Source organism: Actinomyces ruminis (genome assembly GCF_002154335.2).
GTDB lineage: Bacteria > Actinomycetota > Actinomycetes > Actinomycetales > Actinomycetaceae > Actinomyces > Actinomyces ruminis.
Genome location: NZ_MTPX02000042.1, coordinates 110,893 through 136,838, shown reverse-complemented (window position 1 = coordinate 136,838; position 25,946 = coordinate 110,893). Strand labels below are relative to the sequence as shown.

The following is a 25,946-nucleotide window of genomic DNA, read 5'->3' as shown; positions in this document are numbered from 1 at the left end:
ACTCGTTTCGGGCAGGCTTGATGATTCTTGGACGGTCTTAGCCGCTATCCCGATTGCGTCTGTTCCGACGCTCGACGAGAGTTCCTCCATCGGCTTCTGAGTCTACATTGTGAGCACCCAATGCATCCCGCACCCCCAACCCTGCGCATTATGATCGTCGACGACGATCCGATGATCCGAACTGTATTCGCCGAACAGATCAATAGACAACCGCGGATTGCAGTGGCCGCTACCGCCCCAGACGGACAAGCGGCTCTCGATCTCCTTGGTCGAGAGCGAGACAAGCTCCAAATCGACGTGGCGCTTATTGACGTCGACATGCCGATCCTTGATGGTAGCAGAACTGCGCTCGAGATTCGCAGGTTGTACCCTGATATCACAGTCGTAATGCTCACCGTATTTGCGAGTGAAAGCTCCTTCGCCGAAATTCTAGCTCAAGGCGTTCGTGGTTTCATCACTAAAGACGAGGTTGCGGCAGATGTAGCCGCCGCGCTAGTGCGCGCAAGTAGAGGCGATCCCGTGATGTCGTCTCGCCCAATGGAGCTTCTGGTCGACGCCTACAGGGCGCAGGAACGGCAGCGAGTGCTCGACTCGCATATACGAGCCACGATAGATCAGTTACCGGTCCATCTGCGGAATGTATATGGGTGCCTTATCAAGGGGCACACGAACCGTCGAATCTCCCAACAACTTGAGCTCTCTGAGAACACTACACGTATCTACGTGTCTGAGCTATTACGCCGTTTAGGATATTCGTCCCGGACAGAGTTAATGGCAGCACACTTGAGACCGTAGGTTACTCCTCTTTTTTCGGGACCGTTTGAGTTTTCTGCACCGAGTGCGAGGCGTGCGACCAAGCTGGCGCTCATCTTCGTCCGCCGGGGTTATCTTTCTCTTGTTGGTCGGAATGGTCGCTACCTGTACCGCCTTCCAGCCTGATTCGTGCCAGTTTACTGGCTCTTCGTGTTTGAGGGTGTGGTGGAGGGGTAGCGCGGGTGCGCGTGTCGGGGTGGTGGGTACGGGGCGAGGTCCCCGATGATTGGTGGGCTTCTAAACACAACCGATCGCAGAGACCTCGGCATGGCTGAGACTACCTTCACGGTCCCTGACCTTACTTGTTTCCTGGGGCTGGACGCGCTGGGGCTGGTTGCCACGGGCCAGCGGATCACCCCTGACGAGGCGCTGGTGGAGTGCCGCGTGCACACCTTGGCCTGAGTCGTCTCACTTTAGTGCCCTGGGTGAGCTGTAACGTGTTTGATGGAGGTGGTGAACGCAGGGAGGGATCGCTGCGGGGAGTGTACAGAGGAAGTATCCCGAAGAGGGTTGCGGGAGCGGGCTACCAGGTTGGCTGTGCAGGGGCCCGTCGGGACCCTGAGCGGTCTAAGGGGGTGAACGTGGAGGATCGCCGAGGGGCTGGGCGTCCATCCGGAGGCGTTGCGTACCTGGGTCAAGAAGGCCGGGATTGACGCGGGCGCCCGGCCGGGGACCACCAGTCAGGATGCTGAGCGGATTCGGGAGCTGGAGAAGGAAGTACGCGAGCAGGGGGCGGGCTTAACGGGAATCCTGCGCAAGGCGAGCGCGCATATGCGCCACGGGCGGAGTGTGAGCGCCGGTAGAGGTCATCGATTCATTCATCGACGGGCAACAAGGCGGACCTTGGGGCCTGTGCCGATCTGCCAGGCACTGACCGGTGCCGGCACCAGTGATCGCCCCTACCCGTCCTGCCGGGCCCGCAAGTCCCGTCCCCCATCGGCAAGGAGTAGACGCGATGACGCCTCAAGGCCGAAATCAGCAGAGTGCATGAGAAGAACTACTGCGTACTTGGCGCCCGCAAGATGCACGCCATGCTGAACCGGCCTGACGCTGCACATGGTTTGGGGCATGCGACGCCTGCTGCACCGTCGAGCGTCTGATGCGGGCCATGGGCCTGCACGGCCACCGGCCGCGCCAAATCACCGCGTACCACGCGCAGCGCGCTCAAGGAGCAGTGCCCCGCGGCCTGGTCAAGAGGCACTTCAGCGCGTTCAGGCCGAACGAGTTGTGGGTGGCGGACATTCCCCCACTTCGTGGGAGGTACCCCCACCTATGTGCGCACCCTGTCGGGCTGGGTGGTGCGCCTGCCTTCGCTCGCCGACGTCTACTCCCGCCGGATCGTCGGCTGGCAGACGTCTACGAGCTTGTACACCGACCTGGCCCAGGGGCGCCCTGAAACTGGGTATCTGGCAGCGCCAGCGCGAGGGCGCGGACCTGAAGGGGCTGATTCATCACTCCGACCGGGGTGCGGCTGTACCGGACAATACGTTACGGGCAGGCCCCTCCGACTGCGACGCCGTGGCCTCGATAGGCTCCAAGGGCGATTCCTATTACCTGAGTCGTGTCACTTTAGTGCCCTGCGGTGTTCAGGTTGTTGAGGATTTGCTGTGCGGTCTGGGTGAGCTGGGGTTGGGCGGTGATGTGGTGGCCGTTGATGGTGATAGTTACCTCTTGAAGCGACTTGAGTTCGCGGACGAGTTGTTTGATGCTGATGCCGGTGGCGGCTTGTAGGTGGCGGGCTATCGCGAGGGATGCCATGACGACGGTGAGGTGGGCCTGGATGGCGTCGCGGGTGTGGTGGAAGACGGGCCTGGCGCGCAGGTCGTGCTTGGACATGCGCAAGGGACTGGCTCCACGTGCCACAGCTCGTGATAGGAAGCGATCACCTCGTCGGCGGGCATCACGGTGGCGGGGATGTTAGTCACGTAGCCTTTCAGCCCCGCCAGGCGGCGTGCGCGGGCAAGGGCCTTCTCGTCCAGGACCTGGTCTCCCTTACGGGTGGTGACGAACCGGGTGGCCTTGGGGCGCCGATCCCCGGCGACCACCGCCCTAGCCCGGTTCTCCTGCGCGGTCAGGGTCTTATTGTCCCTGGCGAACCGCCTAGCGCTGTAGGCCCACACGGCCCGCCACGAGCCCGGGAACTCCGCTGGGCTCCAGACGGGCTCATCACGCAGCTTCTCGTCCCTCTCCATCGAGCGCGCGCCGCGGCGCGGGGTGATGGTGTCTATGACCTGCCCATCGGCCAACGCGTCCCCGTGCCAGGCGAAGTGCGCGGCCAGGTCCGCCGGCGCCTTGGCCACCCTAGAGCCCACAATGAAGCCCATACCCGCATCATGGAGGGCTTGAAGGTTGCCGGCTGAGAGCATGCCGGCGTCGGCGACCACGACCAGGTGCTCGATCCCCGACGCCTTCCGGAACCCCTCGACCATGGGGATCAGCGTGCTGGTCTCGAGGGTGTCAGATTGTTTGTGTAAGGGGTGTGGCCTGACCTGTAAGGAGACGAGACTGTGAGTGTGAATGAGGATCGGGCTGCGGCTCGTGATCGGCAGCGTGAGATCGCTGAGGAACTGAAGGCATCGGGCGCGCTGGACGAGATCTTCGCCCAGATCGACGCTGGTACCCCGTTGACCGGAGAGGATGGCCTGCTGACCGGCGTGCTCAAGGCGGCCCTGGAGCGGGGTCTTGAGGCCGAGCTGACCAGCCATTTGGGCTATGAGAAGGGCGCTGCGGACGCCTCAGCACACCCCAACTCCCTTGGGCGGCACGAGTCGTAAGACGGTCAGCACTTAAGGATCGGGGATGTCGACCTGGACGTGCCGCGGGACAGGGCCGGCACCTTCACCCCGATGCTGGTACCCAAGGGACAACGCCGCCTGGACGGCCTGGACGGGATGATCACCCGGCCTGTACGCCGGCGGAATGACGGTGCGCGATACCCCGGCACCATTTGGCCTCGACCATCGGCACCGAGCTGAGCCACGAGACGATCAGCAAGATCACCGACCAGATCGGCGAGGAGGTGCTGGCCTGGCCCCGCCGGCCGCTGGAGGCTCTCTACCCGGTGATTCTGGCTGGACGCGATCGTGGTCAAGATCCGCGACGGAGCCCATGTCTCCAACCGGGCCGCACACATCGCCGTAGGGCGCGGGGCATGGACGGGTTCAAGCATGTGCTGGGGATCTGGGTGCAGGCCCATGAGGGAGCGAAGTTCTGGGCCGGGGTGTGCGCCCGTGCCGGCACAACCGCGGCGTCCTAGGGGCGTGCTGATCGTGTGCCGGGCGGCCTGACCGGCCTCCCCGAGGCGATCGAGGCGACCTGGCCGCAGGCCACCGCCCCGGACCTGCGTGGGTAGCACCCGGTTCCGGGCCGCCACACGGTTCGTGTCCTACAAGGACCGCAAGGCCGTGTGTGCCGCGCTGCGGCCGATCTATCAGGCCGCCAATGAGGAGGCCGCCCTGGAGGCCCTGGCAGCCTTCGAGGCCAGCGAGCTCGGCCAGCGCTACCCGGCGGCGGTCAAGACCTTCACCGACGCCTGGGAGCGGAACACAGCCGTTCCTGGCGTTCCCGCCGATGCTGCGCCGGGTCATCTCTCCCCCACTGCGTGGGAGGTACCCCCTCCACCAACAGCATCGAGTCGCTGAACTACCAGCTGCGCAAGGTGTCCAAGAACCGGGGCCAGTTCCCCTCCGATGCCGCGGCGGTGAAGCTTTTGTGGCTGGCGATCTGCAACATCGAGGACAAGCGCGCCAGACAGCGCGAGAAGGAGAAGAACCTACCCGCCAGCAAACGCAAAGCGCCGGGCCGGCTCGTGGAGGGAGCGGTAACCACCAACTGGAAACAAGCCCTCCAGCAACTGGCACTGGCCTACCCAGAACGAATCAACCCCCACCTGTGACCCAACCCACTTACACAAACACATTGACAGGCTCCTGGTCTCGGCCTTGTTGCCTCCCAGCAGCCGACACGTAACGGGAAGCCGGCCCTATCCACCAGCAGCCCGACGATGACCTGCGGGTCGACCCTGCGCTCCTTGGAGTAACCCACCCGCCGCAGGTCGTCCTCCTTCTCAACCTCGAAGTACAGGGTCGTCACGTCGTACAGGCACAGGGACAAATCCCCGCGGCCGGTGACGTGCCATAGGCAGGCGGCCTGGATGCCGGTGCGCCAGTCGTGACCCGCGCAGCGGGCCAGGGACCGGAACAAGGATGCCCGCGACACGCTGCCCACCCCCAGCTCACTGACTACGCGGGTACTTGCTCCTTGCTGGTGGGCTCCACGAGTCGGGCCAGCACCATCTGCCTGAAGGCCTCATCCCCACCAGTGGCCTCACCCAGGCCCAGGGCCTCATACGCGCCACACAGCACGTCCCACAGCAGAGCCGAGCGCTTGGAGTCCACCACAGCCGGCGCGGCCTGGCGGGCGGCCCGAGGGGCCAGGCCGGCCAGGTCCAAAACGCCCTGACCGCCCCGGATCTTCTCCCTGCCGGCCTCCATCAGGGCGGCCAGCTCCACCTCGTCGTGCGCCGAGCCAGGTGCTCCACAATCCGGCGCACCCCGTGCTCCTTAGCCACGATCTGCACCGCCGTAGCCCCCGACGCGGTACGCACCTTACGAACATACGGGCTCACACACCCACACCCTACCCGCCACCGGATTAGTGCCCCACAACGACCAACCCAACCACGCCACACCAACGAAAAACCCCGATCATGACACGCTGTCACCAAAAACGGCACGAGTCAGGTATGACAACGCGCTGGCCGAGGCCCTGATACTGGCTGTACAAGGGCGGAGCTGATCCTTGGGCCGCCACTACCTCGACGCCAACGGCCCCTGGCAGGGCATCAAGGACGTGGAGTTCGCTACCGCCGAGTGGGTGCAACTGGTCTGGCACCGTCCGGCCTCACTCCGCCATCGACATGCACGCCCCTGTTCAGCACGAGCAGGCCTACACCCCACCAGAAGACACCGACACCATCGCCGAGCCCGAGGCTGAGGCCATGGACCTCGGCGAGCAGACCACCATCAACCAACCCCAGCCGGCAACCGCCGGCGCCAGATAAAACACCCTCCACAAAACCCGGGGCTTGACAGCTACAAACGAACAACCCGCCGCCCGCACGCAATCACCGCGACCTCCACCATCCCCTTGGCCATCCTCAGCCAAAACAATGACATCCGCCAGAAGACCACCCCGTATACGTACGACGGTCTAACCGTGATCACCCGCTTCACAAACTGTGAACGCAAAGGTACGCAAGTATCCAACCGACCCCCCAGCAATATCGCCGATCTCAGGCAATCCGTCATTCGCCTCGACCGCATTAAGAGCATACACCGTGCCGTCAGGGGAAGTAAAAGTCAAGGCCGGATCACCGTCTTCATCGAACTCACAGCCAACAACACCACTGTCGACATTGAGATTCCAAGAATGACCGAAATCTTCAGCGTGAACTTCCGCCGGATTGCTCGTGGCCTTAAACGTCGGACCATCGACTGGATAGTCCTCCGGATGGGTGATTCCGCAGCCACCTATCACAATAGCTGACAACGAGACGAACAACCAAAATGCAGCACGACGAGCCGCAACATACACCGACATAATAGTCTCCAATCCGAACATCGCCATCTCAAGTGTTACGAACCAAACCTACGAGGACAATTCTCAGCAAAGCAGAACAATGTACTCATTCCGCACCAAAGCCAGAGCCATCCACGCAAATGAATACTTCACGCCAGGCGGCGAACGGGCTGGCACAAGCCCGGTCAATCGGAACACAACATCTCCGAACACAACCCCGGCGCACAAACTAGCCACCCAGCTCGGAATCACACCGAACCGACAACCACCATGCCCGTGACTTGAAGCACAGCAACCCCGCACCGGCTGACGAACACGAAGCAAGAACAATACGAAATGCGCAATAGCGCGCTGAAATGTATATGATACCCCCTCCCACCTAACATGCCCGACTCCGCTAGCATCGCGGGGCTTGGCGCGCCAGCACCAAACGGACAATATCGCCGCACCAGTATCGCACATCAACACTACACCATGTCGGATGAGAGAATCAAACCAAATCCCTAGCAATGAATTCGCGAAGACAGACGGCTGAACCTCCTCCCGGCCAACCGCTCGACGCATTGCACGGGTTTGAAGCACATTCGACACCAAGTGAGCCTCGCCGCGCCGTCGACCCGACAACGACACGACCACAATCGCCCCCGGCACACTAAACAACATCGCTTAACCAACTCACTGGAGTCAAATCCCAATCGACAACACCGAGCTCCACCAAATTACACCTCCGGATCACACCCACAAGCCCTCAACAATGCGGAGCCCAATACCAAATATGCTATATTCGTGTGATAACTACTCTCAAAATGCGTAGCACCGTCCGCGCCCTCTCCATCGAGACAGCTGTCGCCGAGCCCCGGCAAGTAACCACACCGATCAATCTCAAGTATCAGCCGAACGCAAAGATCCTGATTCACAGACGACAAGTCAATAAGAGCAAGACCAGCTTCGCACTCTACGGCAAGATCCACGTCGCAGCGGCGGACAGCCGACGCAGACAACCGGCGAAGAAGGCCAGCAAGCAATAGCCTGTTCTCAGCTGAAAGCGCGCACGGACGATCACCGAACAGCGTGGAATAAAAGGCCAAATGCGTCGCAAAATACGCCTGACCTAAAGATAACGAACGCAAGCATGAGGCGGAAGCCAGGCCGCCAGCAGTGAATACTTCATCATAATCGGAACTTCCAATTTGCCCCGTTACCACCTCGGAGAGATAAACATCATCGAGGACGGCGCCAGTATGAACGTACCCCTGCCCAGTGCGCCCGTCATGCAGGAAAGAACGAAATGCGCAGCCCGAATTGCGCCCCAAACGCTCCGCTTCAACACGCCCCAAGCAAGCGAAGGCAGCTTCAACTCCCACGACGGACAAATCGTCGAGCGCTCGATGCGCAACACGTAGCAGAGCCTCTACGTCTGTGATGCTGGCCATCACTTCGTGGGGAACTCGATTAATCACCTGCAATAACTCGACTAATGGACCGAAGGGAAACCCGCTGCGCTCGGGTACATCTACCCAGCGGTCGAGCTCAAACCGACTCACGTCAGCAAGTAACCACCTTAGACAGGCCGAGACGGTTGAAGCAACCGGCAACTTACGAATCTCTACTTCATCCAACGTGGTCAATCTCCGGTAATCGCCGTGTACACCGCTGATGCGACCTCAATAGGACCGGCAGCTCCGAGAGCGAACCTAAGACTTCTCGAAGCAGCTTCGTACACCGAAGAACTCTTCGTCGGCCGAAGCACTATATGCCCATCCCCCTCCAAAGCACTAACATTGCGCTGCGTCGCAGCCTTCACCCACATCGTCTCGTTCATTGCCGGGACAACTACCGTAGGCCGCTCCATAGCAAGTGTTAGGAGCTCAACTGAATTGCGAGCAAGCCCAAGCGCAGCGCCGGCAATGTAGTTGGCCGTCGCTGGCACCACGACAAATTGTTGATACTTTCTACTCAAGGAAATATGGTTGTTCGCTGTCGTTATCTCAACAATTACCTCGTCGGCGACTGCTTCTAACAACGGAACCGGACCGAACCTTGCTGCAGTGGGTGTCAAAACTATACCCAACCTCCCCGCCGTTATGTCCTTAATGGCCGCTATATAGTCACCTATAGCAAGCAGCTGCGCAGCACCTGTGCAGCCGAGTAGAACGTCCGCTTCAAGTTTTTCCGACTGACCTACGAATCGCATCTCATTCTCCCCAATAGCCGAACTATAATCCTTACTAAACCAGCCCAACCACGCGGTCCCACTCCGGATGCAGACCGCGAGGTCGCGAGTTGCTCACGGCGTCGAGAACAAGAGCCACACCAGCCCCGCCTTCAAGAATACCAGCACCGTCCAGACGACGATAAGAACGTGCGTCCCTCCACCCCGCGGGACTATCCGGGACCCAATGACGGAAGACAAACGGCGCGTCAAAGTCCGACATGTCATAGATGAGCCGCTTTCCGAGACGATTCCCAAGGGCCCTAAGACGAGCATCGCCCGTCAACAGCCAGCACCGGTACAACACGTAAATAACCCCGGCATATCCGTGACAGAACGTCGGTCCGTCAAGATGCCAATCCCGATCCGGGATATCAAGGTGACTAAGCAGGGTACAAACGCCATCGCTGACTAGGCCCGACCGTTGAAGCAACTTACCTACACGCATCACAGTGACCGCCACGCCCGGCGTTCCATAGCACCACGCTGCGCGGGTCAACAGCGATGGAGCGGCGTCTCGGTGCAATTCGTACTCCGCCGGAACACGCGCTGGCCAGTACTGTTTCTCTCCGTCATCCTGTCTCCACGATCGGATCCAGTCTGTTGCGAGTCCTATGGCGTCTCTTACATCACTCTCAACGCCGGTCCGCTCTGCAACGGACACCAGCGACGCAACCACGCCAGGCACGCCGTGTGCCAAGCCGAGGTTCAGATCACCGTGTGTATACGTGTTCCGATCTACTTCGGTCGGCTGAGACTCTGACGGTGCCCACCAACCAGGCAGCCCATCGTCACGAGTAGTCAATACGTGCTCTAGAAGATACACGACCGTTCTTTGAACCATATCTTCCGCCTTCGACGACGGCTCGTCGAGAAGTACCCGCAGCCGTCCTGCCAAACCGTTGATGATGTCGTGCGCAGACCACGGCAAGCCTTCGTCGACAAGTCCCCTGTACTGGCGTAGCAGCTCGTCTTGAGAGTTCACCACAAACTCCGTCAACTTGCGACGCAGAATACGGTAGCTGCGGCCGTCCGCTCCCGCTTGCTGAGCGGACGCCAAGACACCGCAGGCACCGCCCATAACACCTGCGTGCTTGTTCCATCTAAGTTGCCTGACGGCCCCATTCAAGTGGACCCGGGCAACATCGCGAAAAGAGCCATCACTGTCTGACAGGACTGAATACAGCATTGCGGTACCCGCAAGACCATGACTCAAAGAACCACCTGCCCACATAGAGCCCCCGTATACCGGCTCCCGGTTGCTGTCTCTTTCAACAATTGCTTCCACGCCATCAGGCTCTCGAAGACGGCGAGCTACCTCTCGAACGAGATAACGCGCATCGGTCACAAGATCATCGTTCAGGAATGTGGCGTTGTCACATGTACTCGCGCTTGTTTGGGTCGTCTCGCTCATCATTTCTTCCACTCGTAGTCTTTCGCCAACCGAGCTGAGGCAGACCGCAGCACGCGTAGCAGTCTCCGTTCCTTCTCGGGATCGGGTCCAAATACTCGATTGAATGTCATGTGCATGTGACTTCCAAGTACACGCTCTGCAGAAGCGTACTTCGCGCCCTTCTCACACGATTCCGCGCTCAAACGTCCGGCCTCGTGCAGCTCTACCCTACCAAGGCCAATATGTTGCAGTCCGTCGGCACCCAATTCTGCCGCAACCCTCGCCCGCATTATATCCGTCCATCGCCGACGCGACGAGAATACTCCTTGTCCTTCGCGCGGTCGAGTCCTAGGCGTTCGGCCCACACGGCACATAGTTCGACCGCTGAGCCTGCGGCACCGTCTTTGTTCAACGGAGAGCATACACGCGCAAATCCGGAGCCAAACTCAACGATCATTTCAATCCACGACAATAACACGTATTCTTCCAACGATGAGTACATGTCATTGCTTCGCTGAGTTAGTGCAGTGACAACCAGACGTGAGTCCTCCGCGAACGCGCGGTGCATCCGGTCTGTCTGGCGAGGCCCGCCGTACCGCTCAATTTCGGGATCATACTCGTCCACAATGTAAGTATGGATTACGCCAGACGCTGCCAGATCTCGCAGCGCCGATGACACCGCATCAAATTGATCGTTCGTGGCAAGGAAACGCAACCGCAAGTGAGGCCCCCACTCGTCGCGGTATCTGACAAAGAAGGACAACGGGTAAGGGTTGCTAAGCGAGCGACTGAAGAAGTCGTACAGCTCGGCGCCCAAGATTGCACTCATCTCATCCGACGGCAGATACACTCTAAACGATTTCCACTCAGAACCTGGCATGAACCTAACCGACGTTGCGTCAGCACGTGCAGTATCTTTAGTGAACCGTTCCGGTGCAAACTTCGCCTGGCAGGAGTCGAAAGACACCACGAACTCGCTGGCATATATGTCATCGCCATCGCGCAGCCATCCCCACGCCTCGTTTGGTGTACGCGCTCCGCCCGGTAGCTCGCGTATCACTAGCGCCTCGTCGCTGCTTCTCAGTTCGCGCTTCAGTAACTGCAAATGACCGGTGTTTTCAAGGTCAATTGTAAGATGCATGTCTCTACTCGCGATCAGCACGAAACGTGGCACTCTCCACCGTGACCGCCACTGTTCTATGACGCTTCGATAGTCTTCGGACTCCGTCAACTTGCTTCTGAGCTCGTGCAAGTCCCATGTCGCCGATTCCAACACCACCCGGCCGTACGACACGCGCGGCCTGTACGGAACGTGCCTTAACTCCCCCCAGGACCATGGCTCCCAGATCCGCTGAAACTCCAACGCCATGTCAACCAATAGGCGCACTTCATTGGGTGCCTGAGCCGGTGCATAGACTGTGTCGTGCAAGCGGATGCGTATGGCACGCCCATCAGCGAGGTCCACGGGGAACAGTCCACGTGTAGTTGCGCGAATACCGATTCGATCCATCGGAACGTATTTCCGGTTGGGGTCATGAGCGACGCCTCCGTCGATGATCGGCTCATTGAGCTCTGAGACGTTTAGCAGATTCGCCGCTGCGTCTGCTCGAGGCATGTACTTGATTACCGCAGTGTATTCCGACGGACTGTCTATTGGCTCTGAAGCGCTGGAACGCTTGATCTCCGGGAGCACGCTCCAAAACCTGCCAGATGTACTACGAGCGAAATGCGACCCCGGATTCGCGCCCAACACAATCCGGTAGTTCCCACGCTCCAGTTCTGTCCAGCTGGGCGAGGAGATGCTGAAGTACAGCTCAGCGCCGAGCTGAGTCTCCGTCGCATCGAATTCCGAGTAGGCAAGCTCGCTGATGTCATCCGCCGAAAGACGTAGTTCTTCGCTTCCGTCGCGTATCGCCTGCACGTAATGCCCCGACAGTCTAGCCTCGCGGCGTTCGCTAACGACGTCATCGTACTTAGAATCTGGTCCGAGGTCCTGGCGTGGCCATGAGTACCCATCTGGAGCTCCAAGACCCCTGTCGGGATCCATCAACTCCAGCAACGGCACAACACGGTCAATTCCGTAACGCTCGAGGAAAGCTAAGTGATAATTTCTTACGCCACGCATCCCCAGCCGATTTTGAGACAGGCACAGCATTGCCTGCATTGCATCCTCGACGTCTTCACGTACACTTTCCGGCAGGTCGAGTTTGATTCCAGTCTTTTGTATGAAATGCAGGTAGTTTTCGCTTTTGTTGGCTCGCGACATGACATCGTACACCTGGTGAATTGTCGCGGGATCTATATGCGCCCCCCGGCTCGCATTGAGCTCATCAATTTTCGACATAGAATCTTGGACTGCGTCGGCAGACTTGCGCCCGACGCTCATTTTGTCGACAATTTCGCGAAGCGGATCTTCTCCGTTTAGAGCTGGCCGGATGCTGGTGTAGAGCACGCCTGCGCGGATCAAACGAACGATTGTGTTCACGACCGTCGTGTCGGCGCAGCCGAAACGCTTTGCCGCGCCCATACTGATAGCGGACACAGAGGCGCCCTCTTCCCCACATTCGCTCAAGATATAGTCAACAACAGGTGTTCGCGTCAATGTGACGCGGGCGAGCTGGTTTTGGCTATTCTTCGGTAGATACGTTGTTATATGCTTGCCTTTGTCACGTAAGTACGGCCACTTGTAGATTCTCGCCCGCTTGAGCAGTTCGGGATCCGTTTCAACGTCGCGTATGAAGGGCATTAGCCACCTCATATCAGCCACCGCAACTCTTTCGGTTTCCGAAGGTATGAATAGCGGCGGCCCCGGTTGTTCTTTAAAGTGGCCGGCAGCCACGCCCGCGAGTAGCCCAAATGGAGTTGGGCGTGCACTGCTTCTTATCAGGAATTTGGTGGTCGCGATCGCGAGTTTCCTTACTCTCGCCTGCTTCGGCGTTGATTGCCGTTGTATTGCACTATTCGCCGCGCTCCACAGGGTCGGCGCAGCGTGCGCGACGGCGGCGGAGAATATCGGATCACGATAAGTTGACTCGAGATACTCAAGTAGTTCGGCTTTCCCGCTTCGTGCAGCACTTGATCTTCGGCGTAGTTTTGGCGGAGAGGTCGTACCGGAATTCTCACCATGAACACATCTGACGCACGCAGCATCCCCGCGGGAGTGGCCATCTTGAACATCCTCCGACGTTTTTGTATACCTGAGTTCTCGTTCTCCAGTACAGGCGTGGTGGCCCAACAGCTTTATTGTTGGGCCACCACGTCGACCGCACTATGCTACATAGTGTGCGGCTATTTTCTAGCAGCACCAGCTGCACATGCTGCCGCCCCCTGCGCTAGTGCAACCAGCGGTGCACAGGCTGATGCTGGTGAGCATCGGGACGGAGTCGTCTGCCGTAGTGGGCATGATATCGATATCGATATCGAGTTCGATATCCGTCGCCTTCTCGGCTTCGATTGTCGCAGTCATTCTTGTTCACCTCCTCGTGATGGGATTCGCTCGTTTGTTCGATCGGCTTCCGCCTTGTTGTTAGGGTAGGCAAATCCAGACTGTCGTGTGAAGACTGACCTATGTCAGTATGTCGCGAGATTGCGACCTGCCTTGTGTGTGGTATGGTTGTCGGTGCATACATGTTTCGAGCGCAGTGCGCCAGTGTGGATGTGCTGAGGCTGCTCCGTGTAGAGACCTCTGTGTCCGAATGGGACGCATCTGTTGGAGCGCCCCGTCATCACTCCGCCATCGACCTGCACGCCCCGGCCGGACACCGTGTCTACTTGACTCCACCCCTGCCAGCAACGCCCAGTTTGTGAGCGGACCGGCATCAACCACTCCCTGTCGGCAACCACTGGCGCCAGATGTACCAGCTCCGCAAGATCCGGACTTGGCAGGGGGCGGGTGCCTACCCGGGGCGCTGGGCCGTGATCGCGGCGGCAAGCTTGGCGATTAGCCTGGCCGCCTTCGCGGTGAGTGCCGCACGCAGCCGTGCCGTCGCCACCCGCCAGACCGAATAGCCCAGACCGAATAGCTCACTCCCGTGAGGCTGCTGCCTCCGTGGCTTCACCCGCGCGGGCGCGTCAGCGAGTTATCGGCGTGAACGTGGTGTTTAAGATCGGGGTTTTGGTTGGTGTGGTGCGGGAAAGTCGGGGTGATTATGGTCTGGGGAGGCAATCCCGGGTGGTGCTTGACTTTCGCGGGTAGATGTGCGGGCCGTGAGAACACGGTCCACGCGAGCAAGGCTCTGCCCGATCTGCCAGACCCCGATGAAGAAGTCCGGCCGCACCGCTGCAGGCACCCAACGGTGGAAGTGCACCGCCTGCCGGTCCTCAACCACAGCGCCGCGCCCACCCTCACCGGGTGGGGCCGAGCGGGCGGTGCTGGGCGAGTTCATCGACTGGGCGACCGGCACTCGCTCCCAGGCCGAGGCCGCCGGCGGTAGTGACAGGGCGTTTCGCCGCCGGACGGCCTGGTGCCGGGACATCCCAGTCCCCAAGCCGCCGGTTACTGGCGAGGTGCACTCCCAGGTGTTCGTCGACGGGGTGTGGCTGGCCCACAAATGGGTCCTCCTGGTGGCCCGCAGTCCCACACACGTGATCGGCTCGTGCTGTGGGCCGCGTCCGAGAACTCCGCCGCCTACGCCGCGCTGCTGGCTCCTATCGCCCCACCCGACCTGGTCGCCACCGACGGGGCCGGCGGCGCCCTCAAAGCGCTACGCAGCCTGTGGCCCGACACTCCCATCCAGCGGTGCCTGATCCACGTGCACCGCGACACCGTCCGGGACCTGACACTGCACCCCAAGACCACCCCCGGCAAGGCCCTACTACGCCACTCCCGCAAGCTGCTGAGCATCTCCACCACCGAGCAGGCCACCAGGTGCTGGTAACCCTGAACGACTACGGCACCCAGTACAAGGACTGGCTGAACCAGCGCACCACCGCCGAGCAGGACCCCCAAACCGCCGCCCGCACCGGCCGCAAGTGGCGGCAACGCCCACCCCCGCGTGCGCCGCGCCCACCGGCGCCTGGAACGCCTGGCCAAGCAAGGCCAGTTGTTCGCCTACCTGGCCGGCCCGGACGGTACGCCCCGCCCCACCCCCGCCGAGCGCACCACCAACCCCGTCGAGTCCGCGGTGCTCAGGTCCGCGACCGGCTACGCCACCACCGCGGCGCCACCCCCGACCACCAGGCCGCCATCGCCGAGTGGACGCTGTACACCTACACCGACAATCCCGCACCCGCCCGCAACATCCTGGCCGACTGGCACGCCCAGCGCCGCCCCGAACGCACCCGCACACCCAAACCCAAAACAAACAAGCCCGCCAGCACCAGCCAGCACCCCGCCGGATGGGGCACCACACCCACCCCCGAACAAGGCCTGGAACGCCAGGTTGTTTTTGGACTTGGGGGATGGTTACTGTTCCCCGTGATCTGATAGTAAGGATGGATGGCCATGACGAAGGCGAAGTACTCTGAGGAGTTTCGTGAGCAGGTTGCTCGTGAGGTGGTTGAGGGGGACCGGTCGATCGCGTCGGTCGCCGCCTCCTATGGGCTGGTGGCCCAGACCGTGGGCAACTGGGTCGCGAAATACAGGAAGCAGCACGGCGTGGAACAGGAGCGCAAGAGCGAGTCCGAGGCGCAGGAACTCGCCAGAATGAAGGCGGAGAACTATAAGCTTCGGATGGAGCAGTGAGTTCCCACATGAAAGCGGCGACCTTCTTCGCGAAGGAACAAGAGTGACTCGCATCTACGAGTTCATTCACAGCGAAGAGGGCAACTATCCGATCGCCCGGGGGTGTGCCAGTGGGCGGGCGTGTCGAAGTCCGGTTACTACAACTGGCGTAGCAGGCCCGAGTCTGCCACCGCTGTTCGGCGCCGGGAGCTGGCCGGGCATATTCGGAAGATCTTCGATGAGTCCGACGGCACCTACGGGTATCGGCGGGTGGCCGCCACGTTGGATTGGCAGGGAGTGCCGGCCGACCCCGACACGGTGCGCTCTATCATGCGGGAGCTGGGCCTGAAAGCAGCGCGGCCGCGCCGCAAGGTCCGCACCACCATCCCGGCCGAGGACCTGGATGAGCGCCCCGACCTGGTCCAGCGCGACTTCACTGCCGAGGCTCCCGGAGTGAAGTCAGGGGCTCGGCAAAGTCGTTGGCTGGGTAGTGGGTTGTTAGGGGTTTTCGGTTTGTTGGTGCGGGTGCGGCGCGACTCCCCGGTGACGATAGGTGGTGCAAACATATCCGCCACTGCTGAGAGGTCGCGCCGCCATGTCATCATCCCCCCACCGCCCCCTTGTCGCGCCAGCCCCTGACCGGAGTGTTCAAGGGTGTCCCCGACTCGCGTGATCGGCGCGGGTGCCGTCACCGCCTCGATGTGGTGCTTGCTTTGGCGGCGGTGGGGGTACTGGCCGGGTGCCGCACCCTGCTGGCGATCTGGGAGAACGCCCGTGACCTGACCGGAGGCCAGCTGCGCGACCTGGGAATAGGGCCGGGTCGGCCGCTGCCGTCGGAGTCCACTATCCGCCGCGCCCTGCAAGGCCTGGACGCGGACGACTTCGACGCGCGGGTGGCGTCGTGGATGCTCACCCGCACCGGCACCATCGACGGAAGACACGTGATAGCCGTGGATGGCAAGACCATGCGCGGCGCCAAACCCAAGAACAACAACAGCGATGAGGATGGTGGCGGCGGTGATGGCGGGGTGCCGCACCTGCTGGCGGTCCTGGATCAGGAGTCCGGGGCGGTACTCGCCCAGCAGCGCGTTGCCGACAAGACCAGCGAGATACCCGCCCTGAAACAGCTGCTGGCACCCCACGACCTTACCGGCGCCGTCATCACCGCCGACGCCCAGCGCTCACCCAGACCGACACGGCCGAGTGGATACGCAACCGGGGCGCCGACTATGTGCTCACGGTCAAGGGAAACCAGCCCGGCCTCAGAGCCAGACTGAAGGCGCTGCCCTGGGCCGAGGTCCCCGCAGTATCGAGTGTTGACACCTCTCATGGGCGGCGGGTGCGCCGCACCGTCAAAGCAGTACAAGCACCCAAGTGGGTCGACTTCCCCGGCACCGCCCAAGTACTACAGGTGCGCCGCACCCGCACCACCCACACCCGCACCAACGGTAAGAACAGCAAGCGCAGCACCAAGCGCACCACAGAGGTCGTCTACCTCATCTGCTCCATACCGCCCGAGCAGGCCCCGCCGGAGACCGTGGCCGCCTGGATACAAGGCCACTGGGCGATCGAGAACAGACTCCACTGGATAAGAGACGTCACCTACGACGAGGACCGCCACCAGCTACGCACCGGCTCCGGACCCCAGGTGATGACGACCCTAAGGAACCTGGCCATAAGCCTCATCCGCACCGTCTGCGACGACCCCACCACCACCGGCATCGCCTCAGCCAACCGCGCCATGACACGAAGACCCACCAAAGCCGTCAAACTCCTAACAACCCCCTAACCAGCCAACGACTTTGTCGAGCCCCTGGGAGTGAAGTGGGTTGGGGATATTACCTATATTCCTACTTGGGTGGGGTTCGTGTACCTGGCGACGGTCCTGGACTGCCGTACGAAGAAGGTCGTGGGGTGGGCTCTGGCGGATCATATGCGCACCGACCTGGTCTGCCAGGCGATTGACATGGCGGTGCGGAACTGCAAACCGGTCCGTGGGGTGACGGTGTTTCATTCCGACCGCGGGTCGCAGTACACCTCCCAGCAGTTCGCCGACCACCTGGAGTCCTATGGGATTCGGCCGTCGGTGGGGCGTACGGGGGTGTGCTGGGATAACGCGTGGGCGGAGTCATTCAATGCGACATTGAAGAATGAGCGCGTGCATCGTATGGTCTACCCCACCCGGGACAAGGCTATACGGGATGTGGCGGCGTGGATTGAATTGACCTACAATCAAAGGCGTCTGCATTCGGGGATCGGTTACCGCACACCCAACCAGTTCGAACGCGAACTACAGCAGGCCGCCACCCCGAAAGCAGCCTGACAAACACACAACAACCGAGAGTCCAAAAAACACCCAGCACTCCAGCCTCTGGAAACGCAAAGGCTGGGCCGGACGAACCACCTAGAACACCACGACACGCCGACCTAAAGCACCACGTCCGCGCCGATAACCCGAAGCGGAAGGGGATGACGGGTGAGCAAAGGGCCCAGATTTGGCGGACCGTAGTCCAAACGACTCCGCCATTGATCTGGGCCCTGACAGCTCTTCTCAGTGTCTTAAGGCACTGAGCGACACCCGGTTTCCCGGGGAGTCGGGCGGTTGCCGCCGCTCGGCTCCCTGCCATGATCCCACACCCAGCCTGGCTCAGTCCAGGGCGCGCGGCTGATAGCGGGGCCAGTTGGAGGTGTCGACGGCGTAGCCCCAGGCGGCGGCATGCACGAACCAATCGGCCGGCAGCCAGGTGCGGCCCACCAGCTGAGGGTGACCGGGCAGGTACTGCGCCGCCCACATGACCAGCACCAGCTCGGCCCACTGGCCGCGCAGCTTCCACCGCGCCGACCCGGAGGCGTTGGCAGCCGCCATCACCACCTCGCCCACACCGGTGAGCTGCACCTCCTGCACGTCGCGAAGGCGATCGGCATGACGCCCTCGCCGGTGCCAGGTAGATGCCGTGAGTGGAGACCGTCAGCCGGGCGTAGGCCAGATGCCGCCACTTCTCCACGCGTCGGCCTCGGCGGCCCGCTTGCTGCGGGAGTTGAGGTAGGCCTGTCCACCGAAGAAGGCGGCCGTCAGCGCGAGCCCCACCGGTCCGCCGGCCAGGAAGAAGCCGCGCGAGGGATTGTAGGTGGCGTCGCCGCGCCGCCACACCAGCATCTCCGCGTCGCAGCTGGCCAGCATGACCTCGTCGGCGGAGAAGGCTGCGCGGATGGGGTCAATCACCGGGGATACCGGGTTGGGGCGGCGTCCGGCCCGCAGCGCGGTAAGCACGCCGGCGGTGTTCCACCACACGAAGTCTTGCCCGGTCCAGGGGCGGCGTGGGGCGGGCCGGGCCGGCGCAGCGGGAACGACGTCGGCGCCCCGGGCGGGCACCAACTCGCCCGCAGTGGAGCCGACGGCTCCCGAAGCGCCGTCGTCGGGCCGCGCGGGGCCCGACGACACGGGTGTTCCGGTCATGCGTCGTCGGCGTCGTGGGAGGCGCAGCCGGCAGCGCGCGCGCAGGCCTGGTCCGGCACGCCGTCTCTGTCCCGGCCTCCCCCGACATTCTCGGCGGCGGCGGAGGTCCCCGGCACCATATCCTCGGCGCGACGCAGCAGGTCGCCGGCGGGCTCCCAGTAGGACAACCCCACCAGGGTGCGCCCATCGAAGGTGAGCGAGGTCAGCGAAGCGAGCGCGCACTGACGCCGCCGCGGGTCGTGCGCCAACGGCCTCCCCTCCAGGTACAGACGCAGCGCCCACACGGGCAGCTGGTGAGACACCAGCAGGGCCTCGCGCCCCTCGACCTGCGGTATGGCCGCCCGGACGGCATCGCTCATGCGAGCCACCAGCTGCGTGTACGGCTCCCCCCAGCTCGGACGCAGCGGATTGACGTAGTAACGCCAGTGCTCGGGGCGGGCCAGAATCCTCCGGTCCCGGTTGACGGGCACGCCCTCGAAGTGGTTGTCGGCCTCGATCAGGCGCGGGTCGCTGGTTAGCGGCAGGCCGAACGCGGCCGCGGTGGGGGCGCCGGACTCGCGCGCCCGCTCCAGCGGGGAGGTGATCACGGCGGCGATGTCGTGGCCGGAGGCGGACAGCACGTCGGCTACCTGGTCGGCCATCTGCCGGCCGAGGTCGGACAGGTGATACCCGGGCAGGCGCCCATAGAGCACGCCCTCGGGGTTATGGACCTCGCCGTGCCGCATGAGGTGGATGGTGGTACGCGCCATGCCACGATTCTTGCACGCCGCGATCTCGCCGGCGACGTCCGCGCGGTGCGCTCCGCCGGTGCGTCCGCCCGCCTGCTGGCCCGGTCTTCACACCCCGACAACGCCGTCGCCCCTCTGTACCGTGCGTCACCGCCCGGCGTCCCGTATGGTGCGTCCATGACGACTCGCAGCGCATGGGGTCTCGGCCTGGCGACCGTGACCGACGACGGCAACACCCTGGACGTGTGGTACCCCCGTCCGGTCCTGGGCAAGGCTCCCGACGACGGCGACACCGACCTGCTGGCCACGCTCAGCTCCATGGAGCGCCGCGACCCGGCCCGCGGCGTGCACACCACCGTGGTGCGCACCTCCGCCGACCTGGACGACGCCCCGCAGACGGTGGCCGGAGCCTACCTGCGTCTGCACATGCTGTCCCACCGCCTGGTGCGCCCGAACACCATCAACCTGGACGGCCTCTTCTCCCGCCTGCCCAATGTGGTGTGGACGTCGGCGGGCCCCTGCGCGGTGGAGAACTTCGAGGCCACGCGCATCCGTCTGCAGGCCTCCCTGGGGCGGCCCGTGCAGGTGCTGTCCGTGGACAAGTTCCCGCGCATGACCGACTACGTGCTGCCCTCCGGGGTGCGCATCGGCGACGCCGCGAACGTGCGCCTGGGCGCCTACCTGTCGGAGGGCACCACCGTCATGCACGGCGGCTTCGTCAATTACAACGCGGGCACGCTCGGACGCTCCATGGTGGAAGGCAGCATCGCCCAGGGCGTGGTCGTCGGCGACGGCTCGGACATCGGCGGCGGGGCCTCCACCATGGGCCTGCCCGCAGGAGGAGACGGACGCCGGGTGGCGCTGGGCGAGCGCTGTCTGTTAGGGGCCAACTCGGGCCTGGGCATCCCGCTCGGCAACGACTGCGTGGTCGAGGCCGGCCTGTTCGTCACCGCGGGCACCCGTGTGTCGCTGATGCCGCAGGGCGGGGTGGTGCCCGGCTCGCATGGCCTGTTCAAGGAGCCGCGCGTGGTGTCGGCCAGTGCGCTGGCGGGGGCCTCGAATGTGCTGTTCCGCCGCAACTCCCAGTCCGGGGCGGTGGAGGCACTCTCCCGCGGCGGCAAGGGCATTGAGTTGGACCCGCAGGCCGCGGCGTCCCGGCTGTAGGCACTCGTCCATTCACACGCGCGACTGCGCCCCCTCACGTACGAGATTTGCTGGTTCCTCCGGTTTAAGCGTGTGGGGTTGGCGTGATGTCTGGGATGTGGCTGTTTGCGGTTCGACCGGCTGACCCGTGTCTGCTTGGACCGTCTGGCCGCACTTGGACCGTCTGGCTGCACTTGGACCGCCCCGGACGCACTCCCAGGCGGTCCAACCGCAGAATCGCGGTCCAAGTAGGGGGCCGGGACAGGTGCGGGCGACGGACCCCAAGGACCTCGCCATCGGCAGCCAGCGCACCGGGCGCCGAGTCCCATGCCAGGTGGCCCAAAGTGTCCAGGATCGGCATAAACGACTCCGACGCTGCCCGCGACCCCAGACAGAACGTTGGAATCATGCAGTTTCAGAAACGGCTCCAGCAGTCATCGACGGCCTTAGTACCGAATTTGGACATTCCGCCCCACGGCTGGGGCGCCCAGGGCACACAACGCCCACCAGCCTCCAACCCACCAGGTCGGCAACACTAACCACCCCCGCCACGCCCACAAACCGGCAGAGCCATATTGCTCTGGCGTACGCGTTTTGGAGGTTTCCCCGCGCCTGGCGGTCGAATTACTCCACAACGCGTACGTGAGGCGGAAAGTCGTACGCGAGACCCGACGTCGCGCACCAGGTACCTCCCGGGATCTGGCCTGCCCCCCCCCCGAACGCCGCTCCAGAGGCCGAGGCCATGCCCACAGCACACATGGCCATAATTCGAAACACACGGAACCGCGATACAAGACATCCACCTATCCACCCCCGTTCTTTTGTGACATGCGTTACCATAATCGCGTACCTGAACACCCATGGGTGACGCCCGCAGGACATCGTCGTCGAGGGGAGCTCTGATGCCCGCACAAACCCGCTCCCACACCCCGGCCGCCGGCACCACCGCGCCGACCGGAGCGCCGCCGCGCGGCGATCTGCCCGCACCGCGCCCACAACGCCGGTACCGCGTGTCCTTCACCGCCCTGAAGACGACCATGGCGATCACCGGCCCATCATGGGACTGTTCGTACTCGTCCACATGATCGGCAACTTGAAGGCCTACCAGGGGCCCGAGGCATACAACCACTACGCCGAGTGGCTGCGGGAAATCGGCTACCCGCTCGTCCCCCACGAGGGCGTGCTGTGGATTCTGCGACTGGTGCTGGGAACCTGTCTGATCCTACATGTGGCATCCGGTATTGCCCTATGGTCGCGGGGCCGGAGCGCCCGCGGAGCTTTCCGCCGCCGGAACATGCGTGCGCGCACCTTCGGCGCCCGCACCATGATCATCACCGGTGGTCTGATACTCGCGTTCATCATCGTGCACCTGCTCGACCTGACCATCGGCCGCCTGGTGTCGCCCGGAGGCTTCCTAGCCGCCACACACTCCGACGGGCAGATGACGGCATACGCGTACGAGAATCTGATCGCCAGCCTGTCGCGCCCGACCATGGCCATCTTCTACAGCCTGATCATGCTCCTGATCGGCGTGCACCTGGCGCAGGGGCTGTGGTCGGTGGTCAACGACCTGGGTGGCACCGGCGGGCGGCTGCGCCGCATCTGCCTAGTTATCGCCCTCGCCGTCGCCCTGGCCATCGCCATCGGCAATGGCATGCTGCCCCTGATGGTACTGAGCGGAGTGATCGCATGAGCCCCGTACCGCCCCCGGTCGACGACCTGTACGACGTCGGCCCCGACCTGGACCCGCACCTGCCGACTGCCCGCCCGAGCAGGCCTGGACGCGTCGGCGCGACGAGTACCGGCTGGTCAACCCCGCCAACCGGCGGCGAATGACCGTGATCGTCGTCGGCACGGGCCTGGCCGGCAGCGGGGCCGCCGCCACCCTGGGCCGCCTGGGCTACCGGGTGGAGTGCTTCAGCCTGCACGATCTGCCGCGCCGGGCCCACTCCGTGGCCGCGCAGGGCGGCATCAACGCCGCCCGCGCCCGCAAGGTCGACGGCGACTCCCTGAACCGCTTCGTCAAGGACTCCGTCAAGGGCGGCGATTACCGGGGCCGGGAGGCCGACGTGGTGCGCCTGGGAATGGAGTCGGTGCGGGTCATCGACCACATGTACGCCATCGGCGCCCCCTTTGCCCGCGAGTACGGCGGCCAGCTGGCCACCCGCTCCTTCGGCGGCGTGCAGGTATCGCGCACCTACTACACGCGCGGGCAGACCGGTCAGCAGTTGGAGGTCGCTTGCGCCCAGGCGCTGCAGGAGCAGATCGCCGCCGGAAGCGTGCACATGCACTCGCGCACCGAGATGCTGGACCTGATCGTCGCCGACGGCCGCGCCCAGGGCATCGTCACCCGCGACCTGCTCACCGGCGAGATCCGCCCCTGGACGGCACACGCCGTCATCCTGGCCACCGGCGGCTATGGCAGCGTCTTCCACTACTCCACCCTGGCCATGGCCTCCAACGCCTCGGCCACCTGGCGGGCCCACCGCCGCGGCGCCGCCTTCGCCTCCGCCTGCATGGTGCAGTTCCACCCCACCGCCCTACCGGTCAGCTCACACTGGCAGTCCAAGACCACGCTGATGAGCGAGTCGCTGCGCAACGACGGGCGCATCTGGGTGCCCAAGCGCGCCGGGGACGACCGGCCCCCGAATGACATCCCCGAGGACGAGCGCGACTACTACCTGGAACGCAAGTACCCGGCCTTCGGCAACCTGACCCCGCGCGACGTCGCCTCCCGCAACGCCCGCGAGCAGATCGAGTCCGGGCACGGCGTCGGCCCGCTGCACAACTCCGTCTACCTGGACTTCCGCGACGCCTTGGAGCGCTTGGGCAAGCCGGTGATCGCCGCCCGCTACGGCAACCTGTTCGACATGTACCTGGACGCCACCGGGGAGGACCCCTACGAGGTGCCCATGCGCATCGCCCCGGGCGCCCACTTCACCATGGGCGGCCTGTGGTGGACTTCGACCAGATGTCCACCATTCCGGGACTGTTCGTGGGCGGGGAAGCGTCCAACAACTACCACGGCGCCAACCGGTTGGGCGCCAACTCGCTGCTGAGCGCAAGCGTGGACGGCTGGTTCACGCTGCCGCTGTCCGTGCCGAACTACCTGGCCGGGCTCGTGGGCACCGGCACGCTGGCCGACGACGCCCCGGAGGTAACCGCCACGCTCGCCGACGCCAGCGCCCGGGTGGAGCGGCTGCTGGCGGTGGGTGGCACGCACCGGCCCGTCTGGTTCCACCGGCGCTTGGGCGAAGTCCTGTACGCCGACTGCGGGGTGAGCCGCTCCGAGGCGGGCCTGCGCCACGGCCTGGAGCAGGTGCGGGCGCTGCGCGAGGAGTTCTGGGCGGACGTGAAGATCATCGGCGGGCCGGAGCGCCTGAACCAGGAGCTGGAGAAGGCGCTGCGCGTGGCCGACTTCCTGGAGTTGGCCGAGGTGATGATCCTGGACGCGCTGGACCGCCGCGAGTCCGCCGGGGCGCACTTCCGGGAGGAGTACGCCACCGCCGAGGGCGAGGCCAAGCGCGACGACGCCGACTGGTGCACGGTCTCCGCCTGGCTGACCGACGCCTCCGGCCGACACACGCGCCGCAGTGAACCACTGGCCTTCTCGCTGGTACCGATGCAGGTGAGGGATTACCGATGAGAGTGGAACTGGAGATCTGGCGGCAGGACGGGCCGCGCGCCCGTGGCCGCTTCGAGTCCTACACCGTCACCGACGCCGAGCCGGAGATGAGCCTGCTCGAACTGCTGGACCGCCTCAATGACCAGATCATCGAAGGCGGCGGCGAACCGGTCGTATTCGAGTCAGACTGCCGTGAGGGCGTGTGCGGCATGTGCGGTTTCCTGGTCAACGGCAAGCCTCATGGCCCGCAGGACAACACCCCCGCCTGCCGCCAGCACCTGCGCGCCTTCCCCGGTGTCACCCGCTTCCGCCTGGAGCCATGGCGGTCGGCGGCCTTTCCGGTCATCCGCGACCTGGTGGTGGATCGCACCGCCCTGGACGAGCTGATCCGCTCCGGTGGGACGGTGGACGTGGCCGCGGGCACCGCCCCCGACGCCGACTCCGTGCCCCAGCCCTACCAGCAGGCCGAACAGGCACTCGACTTCGCCGCCTGCATCGGCTGCGGCGCATGCGTAGCAGCCTGCCCGAACGGCGCCGCCATGCTGTTCGCCGGGGCGAAGCTGGCACACCTGTCGCTCATGCCGCAGGGCCGCCATGAGCGCTCCCGGCGGGCGCGGCGCATGACGCAGGCGGTTAACGAACTGTTCGGCCCCTGCTCGCTGTACGAAGAGTGCGTGCCGGCCTGCCCGGCGGGCATCCCGCTGACCGCGATCGCCGCGCTGAACCGCGAGGCGCTGCGGGCCGGCCTGCGCGGACGCACCCGCGACAACTGAACCGGGCGGCGGAGACGAGGTGGTTGGTTGTGGCGCGTGGCGTCCGACCGCCCGTATCCAGGGCGTTGGTCCCGGGTGCGCCCGCGGGTAGACGCGCCCGGGTCCATCATCAACACGCATTCACGCCGCCAGCACTGAGGACAGCCCGTGTTCCTGAGGCGAACTTGTGCACTCGGCCCGCCGGAGGAGTCGACGTCGCAACACCACTGGAAACCCAGAGCGTGCTCGATCCTCGCGGCGAAGGGGAAGGAGTCCAGAAGGTCCTTGACTTCGCATCTTCGGCCTCAATCCTCGCGGCGGAAGAAGCCCGCCAAGAGCGAGGCAGAGGACCGGGACCGAAGCGCAAGGCGGCTAGGTATTCGTCACCCACGACGACGTTTCGCACCTTCCAGTGGACGCTTCGTACCGTGGCCTGACGGTTCGTACTACTAGATGCCGAACCGTCGTCGGAAGTGCCGAAGCGTCGATGCCAAGTGCCGAAGCGTCGTCAAAGCACACCCGAGCCACCACCGGGAAACACATGCCCCGCTGGCCTGGTGCCGACCGACCAAGCCATGTGT

At 63.7% G+C, this 25,946-nt stretch carries 30 protein-coding genes and 4 pseudogenes; 22 read left to right on the top strand and 12 right to left on the bottom strand.

What is annotated here, in order from left to right:
• Positions 1–150: 150 nt before the first annotated feature.
• The 3 genes from BW737_RS08730 to BW737_RS19960 all read left to right on the top strand — a co-directional run bounded on the left by BW737_RS08730 (position 151) and on the right by BW737_RS19960 (position 1,851).
• Positions 151–795 carry a response regulator transcription factor gene (locus tag BW737_RS08730; protein ID WP_257210661.1) on the top strand — a complete coding sequence of 215 codons (645 nt, stop codon included), beginning with the start codon at positions 151–153 and terminating at the stop codon, positions 793–795.
• A gap of 285 nt (positions 796–1,080) precedes the next feature.
• The gene (locus BW737_RS18295; protein ID WP_257210667.1) at positions 1,081–1,215 is read left to right on the top strand and encodes a hypothetical protein; all 135 of its coding nucleotides are present in this window, start codon (positions 1,081–1,083) and stop codon (positions 1,213–1,215) included.
• A gap of 186 nt (positions 1,216–1,401) precedes the next feature.
• The gene (locus tag BW737_RS19960; protein ID WP_143233357.1) at positions 1,402–1,851 is read left to right on the top strand and encodes a hypothetical protein; all 450 of its coding nucleotides are present in this window, start codon (positions 1,402–1,404) and stop codon (positions 1,849–1,851) included.
• Between the two features lie 531 nt (positions 1,852–2,382).
• Here BW737_RS19960 and BW737_RS08720 read toward each other — a convergent pair.
• Positions 2,383–3,263, bottom strand: a pseudogene (locus BW737_RS08720) (IS1634 family transposase); the annotation flags it as partial.
• A gap of 57 nt (positions 3,264–3,320) precedes the next feature.
• Here BW737_RS08720 and BW737_RS18285 point away from each other — a divergent pair.
• The 5 genes from BW737_RS18285 to BW737_RS18270 all read left to right on the top strand — a co-directional run bounded on the left by BW737_RS18285 (position 3,321) and on the right by BW737_RS18270 (position 4,708).
• On the top strand, positions 3,321–3,587 hold the full coding sequence (locus BW737_RS18285; protein WP_257210658.1) for a transposase: 267 nt from the start codon (positions 3,321–3,323) through the stop codon (positions 3,585–3,587).
• Between the two features lie 39 nt (positions 3,588–3,626).
• A complete protein-coding gene (locus tag BW737_RS19955; RefSeq protein ID WP_420835731.1) occupies positions 3,627–3,788 on the top strand; it encodes a hypothetical protein in 162 nt (53 codons plus the stop codon).
• Positions 3,761–4,069, top strand: coding sequence for a transposase (locus BW737_RS18280; protein WP_257210657.1), 309 nt, complete (start codon positions 3,761–3,763; stop codon positions 4,067–4,069). The genes BW737_RS19955 and BW737_RS18280 overlap by 28 nt, the downstream gene beginning before the upstream one ends.
• Before the next feature lie 124 nt (positions 4,070–4,193).
• On the top strand, positions 4,194–4,454 hold the full coding sequence (locus BW737_RS18275; protein WP_257210656.1) for a transposase: 261 nt from the start codon (positions 4,194–4,196) through the stop codon (positions 4,452–4,454).
• Complete coding sequence (locus BW737_RS18270; protein WP_086614235.1) at positions 4,415–4,708, top strand: transposase; 294 nt, start codon at positions 4,415–4,417, stop codon at positions 4,706–4,708. Before BW737_RS18275 ends, BW737_RS18270 begins: the two co-directional genes overlap by 40 nt.
• A 44-nt stretch (positions 4,709–4,752) precedes the next feature.
• Here BW737_RS18270 and BW737_RS19950 read toward each other — a convergent pair.
• Positions 4,753–5,440: pseudogene (locus BW737_RS19950) on the bottom strand (IS1634 family transposase); the annotation flags it as partial.
• Between the two features lie 291 nt (positions 5,441–5,731).
• Between BW737_RS19950 and BW737_RS16230 the strand changes: the two are divergent.
• The gene (locus tag BW737_RS16230) at positions 5,732–5,875 is read left to right on the top strand and encodes a hypothetical protein (protein ID WP_180272147.1); all 144 of its coding nucleotides are present in this window, start codon (positions 5,732–5,734) and stop codon (positions 5,873–5,875) included.
• A gap of 149 nt (positions 5,876–6,024) precedes the next feature.
• On the opposite strand, the gene BW737_RS08695 is transcribed toward BW737_RS16230, so the two are convergent.
• The 7 genes from BW737_RS08695 to BW737_RS19935 all read right to left on the bottom strand — a co-directional run bounded on the left by BW737_RS08695 (position 6,025) and on the right by BW737_RS19935 (position 13,464).
• Complete coding sequence (locus BW737_RS08695; RefSeq protein ID WP_257210655.1) at positions 6,025–6,414, bottom strand: superoxide dismutase; 390 nt, start codon at positions 6,412–6,414, stop codon at positions 6,025–6,027.
• Positions 6,415–7,112: 698 nt separating this feature from the next.
• The gene (locus BW737_RS15700; protein ID WP_143233343.1) at positions 7,113–7,937 is read right to left on the bottom strand and encodes a DUF6895 family protein; all 825 of its coding nucleotides are present in this window, start codon (positions 7,935–7,937) and stop codon (positions 7,113–7,115) included.
• A gap of 80 nt (positions 7,938–8,017) precedes the next feature.
• Entirely contained in the window at positions 8,018–8,587 is a 570-nt protein-coding gene (locus tag BW737_RS08690) for a flavoprotein (RefSeq protein ID WP_086614237.1), read from the bottom strand.
• 34 nt (positions 8,588–8,621) lie between these two features.
• Positions 8,622–9,839, bottom strand: a complete 1,218-nt coding sequence (locus tag BW737_RS19945) for a lanthionine synthetase C family protein (protein WP_420835732.1) — start codon at positions 9,837–9,839, stop codon at positions 8,622–8,624.
• Positions 9,840–10,018: 179 nt separating this feature from the next.
• A complete protein-coding gene (locus BW737_RS19940; protein ID WP_420835730.1) occupies positions 10,019–10,288 on the bottom strand; it encodes a lantibiotic dehydratase C-terminal domain-containing protein in 270 nt (89 codons plus the stop codon).
• Positions 10,288–13,233 carry a lantibiotic dehydratase gene (locus BW737_RS08680; RefSeq protein ID WP_086614239.1) on the bottom strand — a complete coding sequence of 982 codons (2,946 nt, stop codon included), beginning with the start codon at positions 13,231–13,233 and terminating at the stop codon, positions 10,288–10,290. The genes BW737_RS19940 and BW737_RS08680 overlap by 1 nt, the downstream gene beginning before the upstream one ends.
• Before the next feature lie 60 nt (positions 13,234–13,293).
• Complete coding sequence (locus tag BW737_RS19935) at positions 13,294–13,464, bottom strand: gallidermin family lantibiotic (protein ID WP_086614240.1); 171 nt, start codon at positions 13,462–13,464, stop codon at positions 13,294–13,296.
• 731 nt (positions 13,465–14,195) lie between these two features.
• On the opposite strand from BW737_RS19935, the pseudogene BW737_RS19930 reads away from it, so the two are divergent.
• The 8 genes and pseudogenes from BW737_RS19930 to BW737_RS08645 form a co-directional block, all read left to right on the top strand.
• Positions 14,196–14,318, top strand: a pseudogene (locus BW737_RS19930) (transposase-like zinc-binding domain-containing protein); the annotation flags it as partial.
• A gap of 275 nt (positions 14,319–14,593) precedes the next feature.
• Complete coding sequence (locus BW737_RS08670; protein WP_086614241.1) at positions 14,594–14,875, top strand: hypothetical protein; 282 nt, start codon at positions 14,594–14,596, stop codon at positions 14,873–14,875.
• Complete coding sequence (locus BW737_RS08665; protein WP_086614242.1) at positions 14,866–15,423, top strand: hypothetical protein; 558 nt, start codon at positions 14,866–14,868, stop codon at positions 15,421–15,423. Before BW737_RS08670 ends, BW737_RS08665 begins: the two co-directional genes overlap by 10 nt.
• An 18-nt stretch (positions 15,424–15,441) precedes the next feature.
• Positions 15,442–15,681: a transposase gene (locus BW737_RS08660; RefSeq protein ID WP_180272145.1), complete on the top strand. Its 240-nt coding sequence runs from the start codon at positions 15,442–15,444 to the stop codon at positions 15,679–15,681.
• Between the two features lie 120 nt (positions 15,682–15,801).
• On the top strand, positions 15,802–16,299 hold the full coding sequence (locus tag BW737_RS08655; RefSeq protein WP_180272144.1) for an IS3 family transposase: 498 nt from the start codon (positions 15,802–15,804) through the stop codon (positions 16,297–16,299).
• Positions 16,281–16,937 carry a transposase family protein gene (locus BW737_RS18265; RefSeq protein ID WP_257210654.1) on the top strand — a complete coding sequence of 219 codons (657 nt, stop codon included), beginning with the start codon at positions 16,281–16,283 and terminating at the stop codon, positions 16,935–16,937. Before BW737_RS08655 ends, BW737_RS18265 begins: the two co-directional genes overlap by 19 nt.
• Positions 16,892–17,449: an ISAs1 family transposase gene (locus BW737_RS18260; protein WP_257210653.1), complete on the top strand. Its 558-nt coding sequence runs from the start codon at positions 16,892–16,894 to the stop codon at positions 17,447–17,449. Before BW737_RS18265 ends, BW737_RS18260 begins: the two co-directional genes overlap by 46 nt.
• Positions 17,450–17,479: 30 nt before the next feature.
• A complete protein-coding gene (locus BW737_RS08645; protein WP_257210652.1) occupies positions 17,480–17,983 on the top strand; it encodes an IS3 family transposase in 504 nt (167 codons plus the stop codon).
• Between the two features lie 324 nt (positions 17,984–18,307).
• Here the strand turns inward: BW737_RS08645 and BW737_RS18255 are convergent, their stop codons facing one another.
• The 3 genes from BW737_RS18255 to BW737_RS08635 all read right to left on the bottom strand — a co-directional run bounded on the left by BW737_RS18255 (position 18,308) and on the right by BW737_RS08635 (position 19,866).
• Entirely contained in the window at positions 18,308–18,565 is a 258-nt protein-coding gene (locus BW737_RS18255) for a hypothetical protein (protein WP_257210651.1), read from the bottom strand.
• A 63-nt stretch (positions 18,566–18,628) separates the two neighbouring features.
• Positions 18,629–19,117, bottom strand: coding sequence for a hypothetical protein (locus BW737_RS18250; RefSeq protein ID WP_257210650.1), 489 nt, complete (start codon positions 19,115–19,117; stop codon positions 18,629–18,631).
• Positions 19,114–19,866, bottom strand: coding sequence for a histidine phosphatase family protein (locus BW737_RS08635; RefSeq protein ID WP_086614246.1), 753 nt, complete (start codon positions 19,864–19,866; stop codon positions 19,114–19,116). Before BW737_RS08635 ends, BW737_RS18250 begins: the two co-directional genes overlap by 4 nt.
• Before the next feature lie 156 nt (positions 19,867–20,022).
• Between BW737_RS08635 and dapD the strand changes: the two genes are divergently transcribed.
• From dapD to BW737_RS08615, 5 genes and pseudogenes are all read left to right on the top strand, one after another.
• Positions 20,023–21,009 carry a 2,3,4,5-tetrahydropyridine-2,6-dicarboxylate N-succinyltransferase gene (gene dapD, locus BW737_RS08630; RefSeq protein ID WP_086614310.1) on the top strand — a complete coding sequence of 329 codons (987 nt, stop codon included), beginning with the start codon at positions 20,023–20,025 and terminating at the stop codon, positions 21,007–21,009.
• Positions 21,010–21,890: 881 nt separating this feature from the next.
• Positions 21,891–22,073, top strand: a complete 183-nt coding sequence (locus BW737_RS18245; protein WP_257210649.1) for a hypothetical protein — start codon at positions 21,891–21,893, stop codon at positions 22,071–22,073.
• On the top strand, positions 22,046–22,681 hold the full coding sequence (locus BW737_RS08625) for a succinate dehydrogenase cytochrome b subunit (RefSeq protein WP_257210648.1): 636 nt from the start codon (positions 22,046–22,048) through the stop codon (positions 22,679–22,681). The genes BW737_RS18245 and BW737_RS08625 overlap by 28 nt, the downstream gene beginning before the upstream one ends.
• Positions 22,678–24,634: pseudogene (locus BW737_RS08620) on the top strand (fumarate reductase/succinate dehydrogenase flavoprotein subunit). Before BW737_RS08625 ends, BW737_RS08620 begins: the two are co-directional and overlap by 4 nt.
• Positions 24,631–25,386: a succinate dehydrogenase/fumarate reductase iron-sulfur subunit gene (locus BW737_RS08615; RefSeq protein WP_086614247.1), complete on the top strand. Its 756-nt coding sequence runs from the start codon at positions 24,631–24,633 to the stop codon at positions 25,384–25,386. The pseudogene BW737_RS08620 and the gene BW737_RS08615 overlap by 4 nt, the downstream one beginning before the upstream one ends.
• The last annotated feature ends 560 nt before the right edge of the window (positions 25,387–25,946 follow it).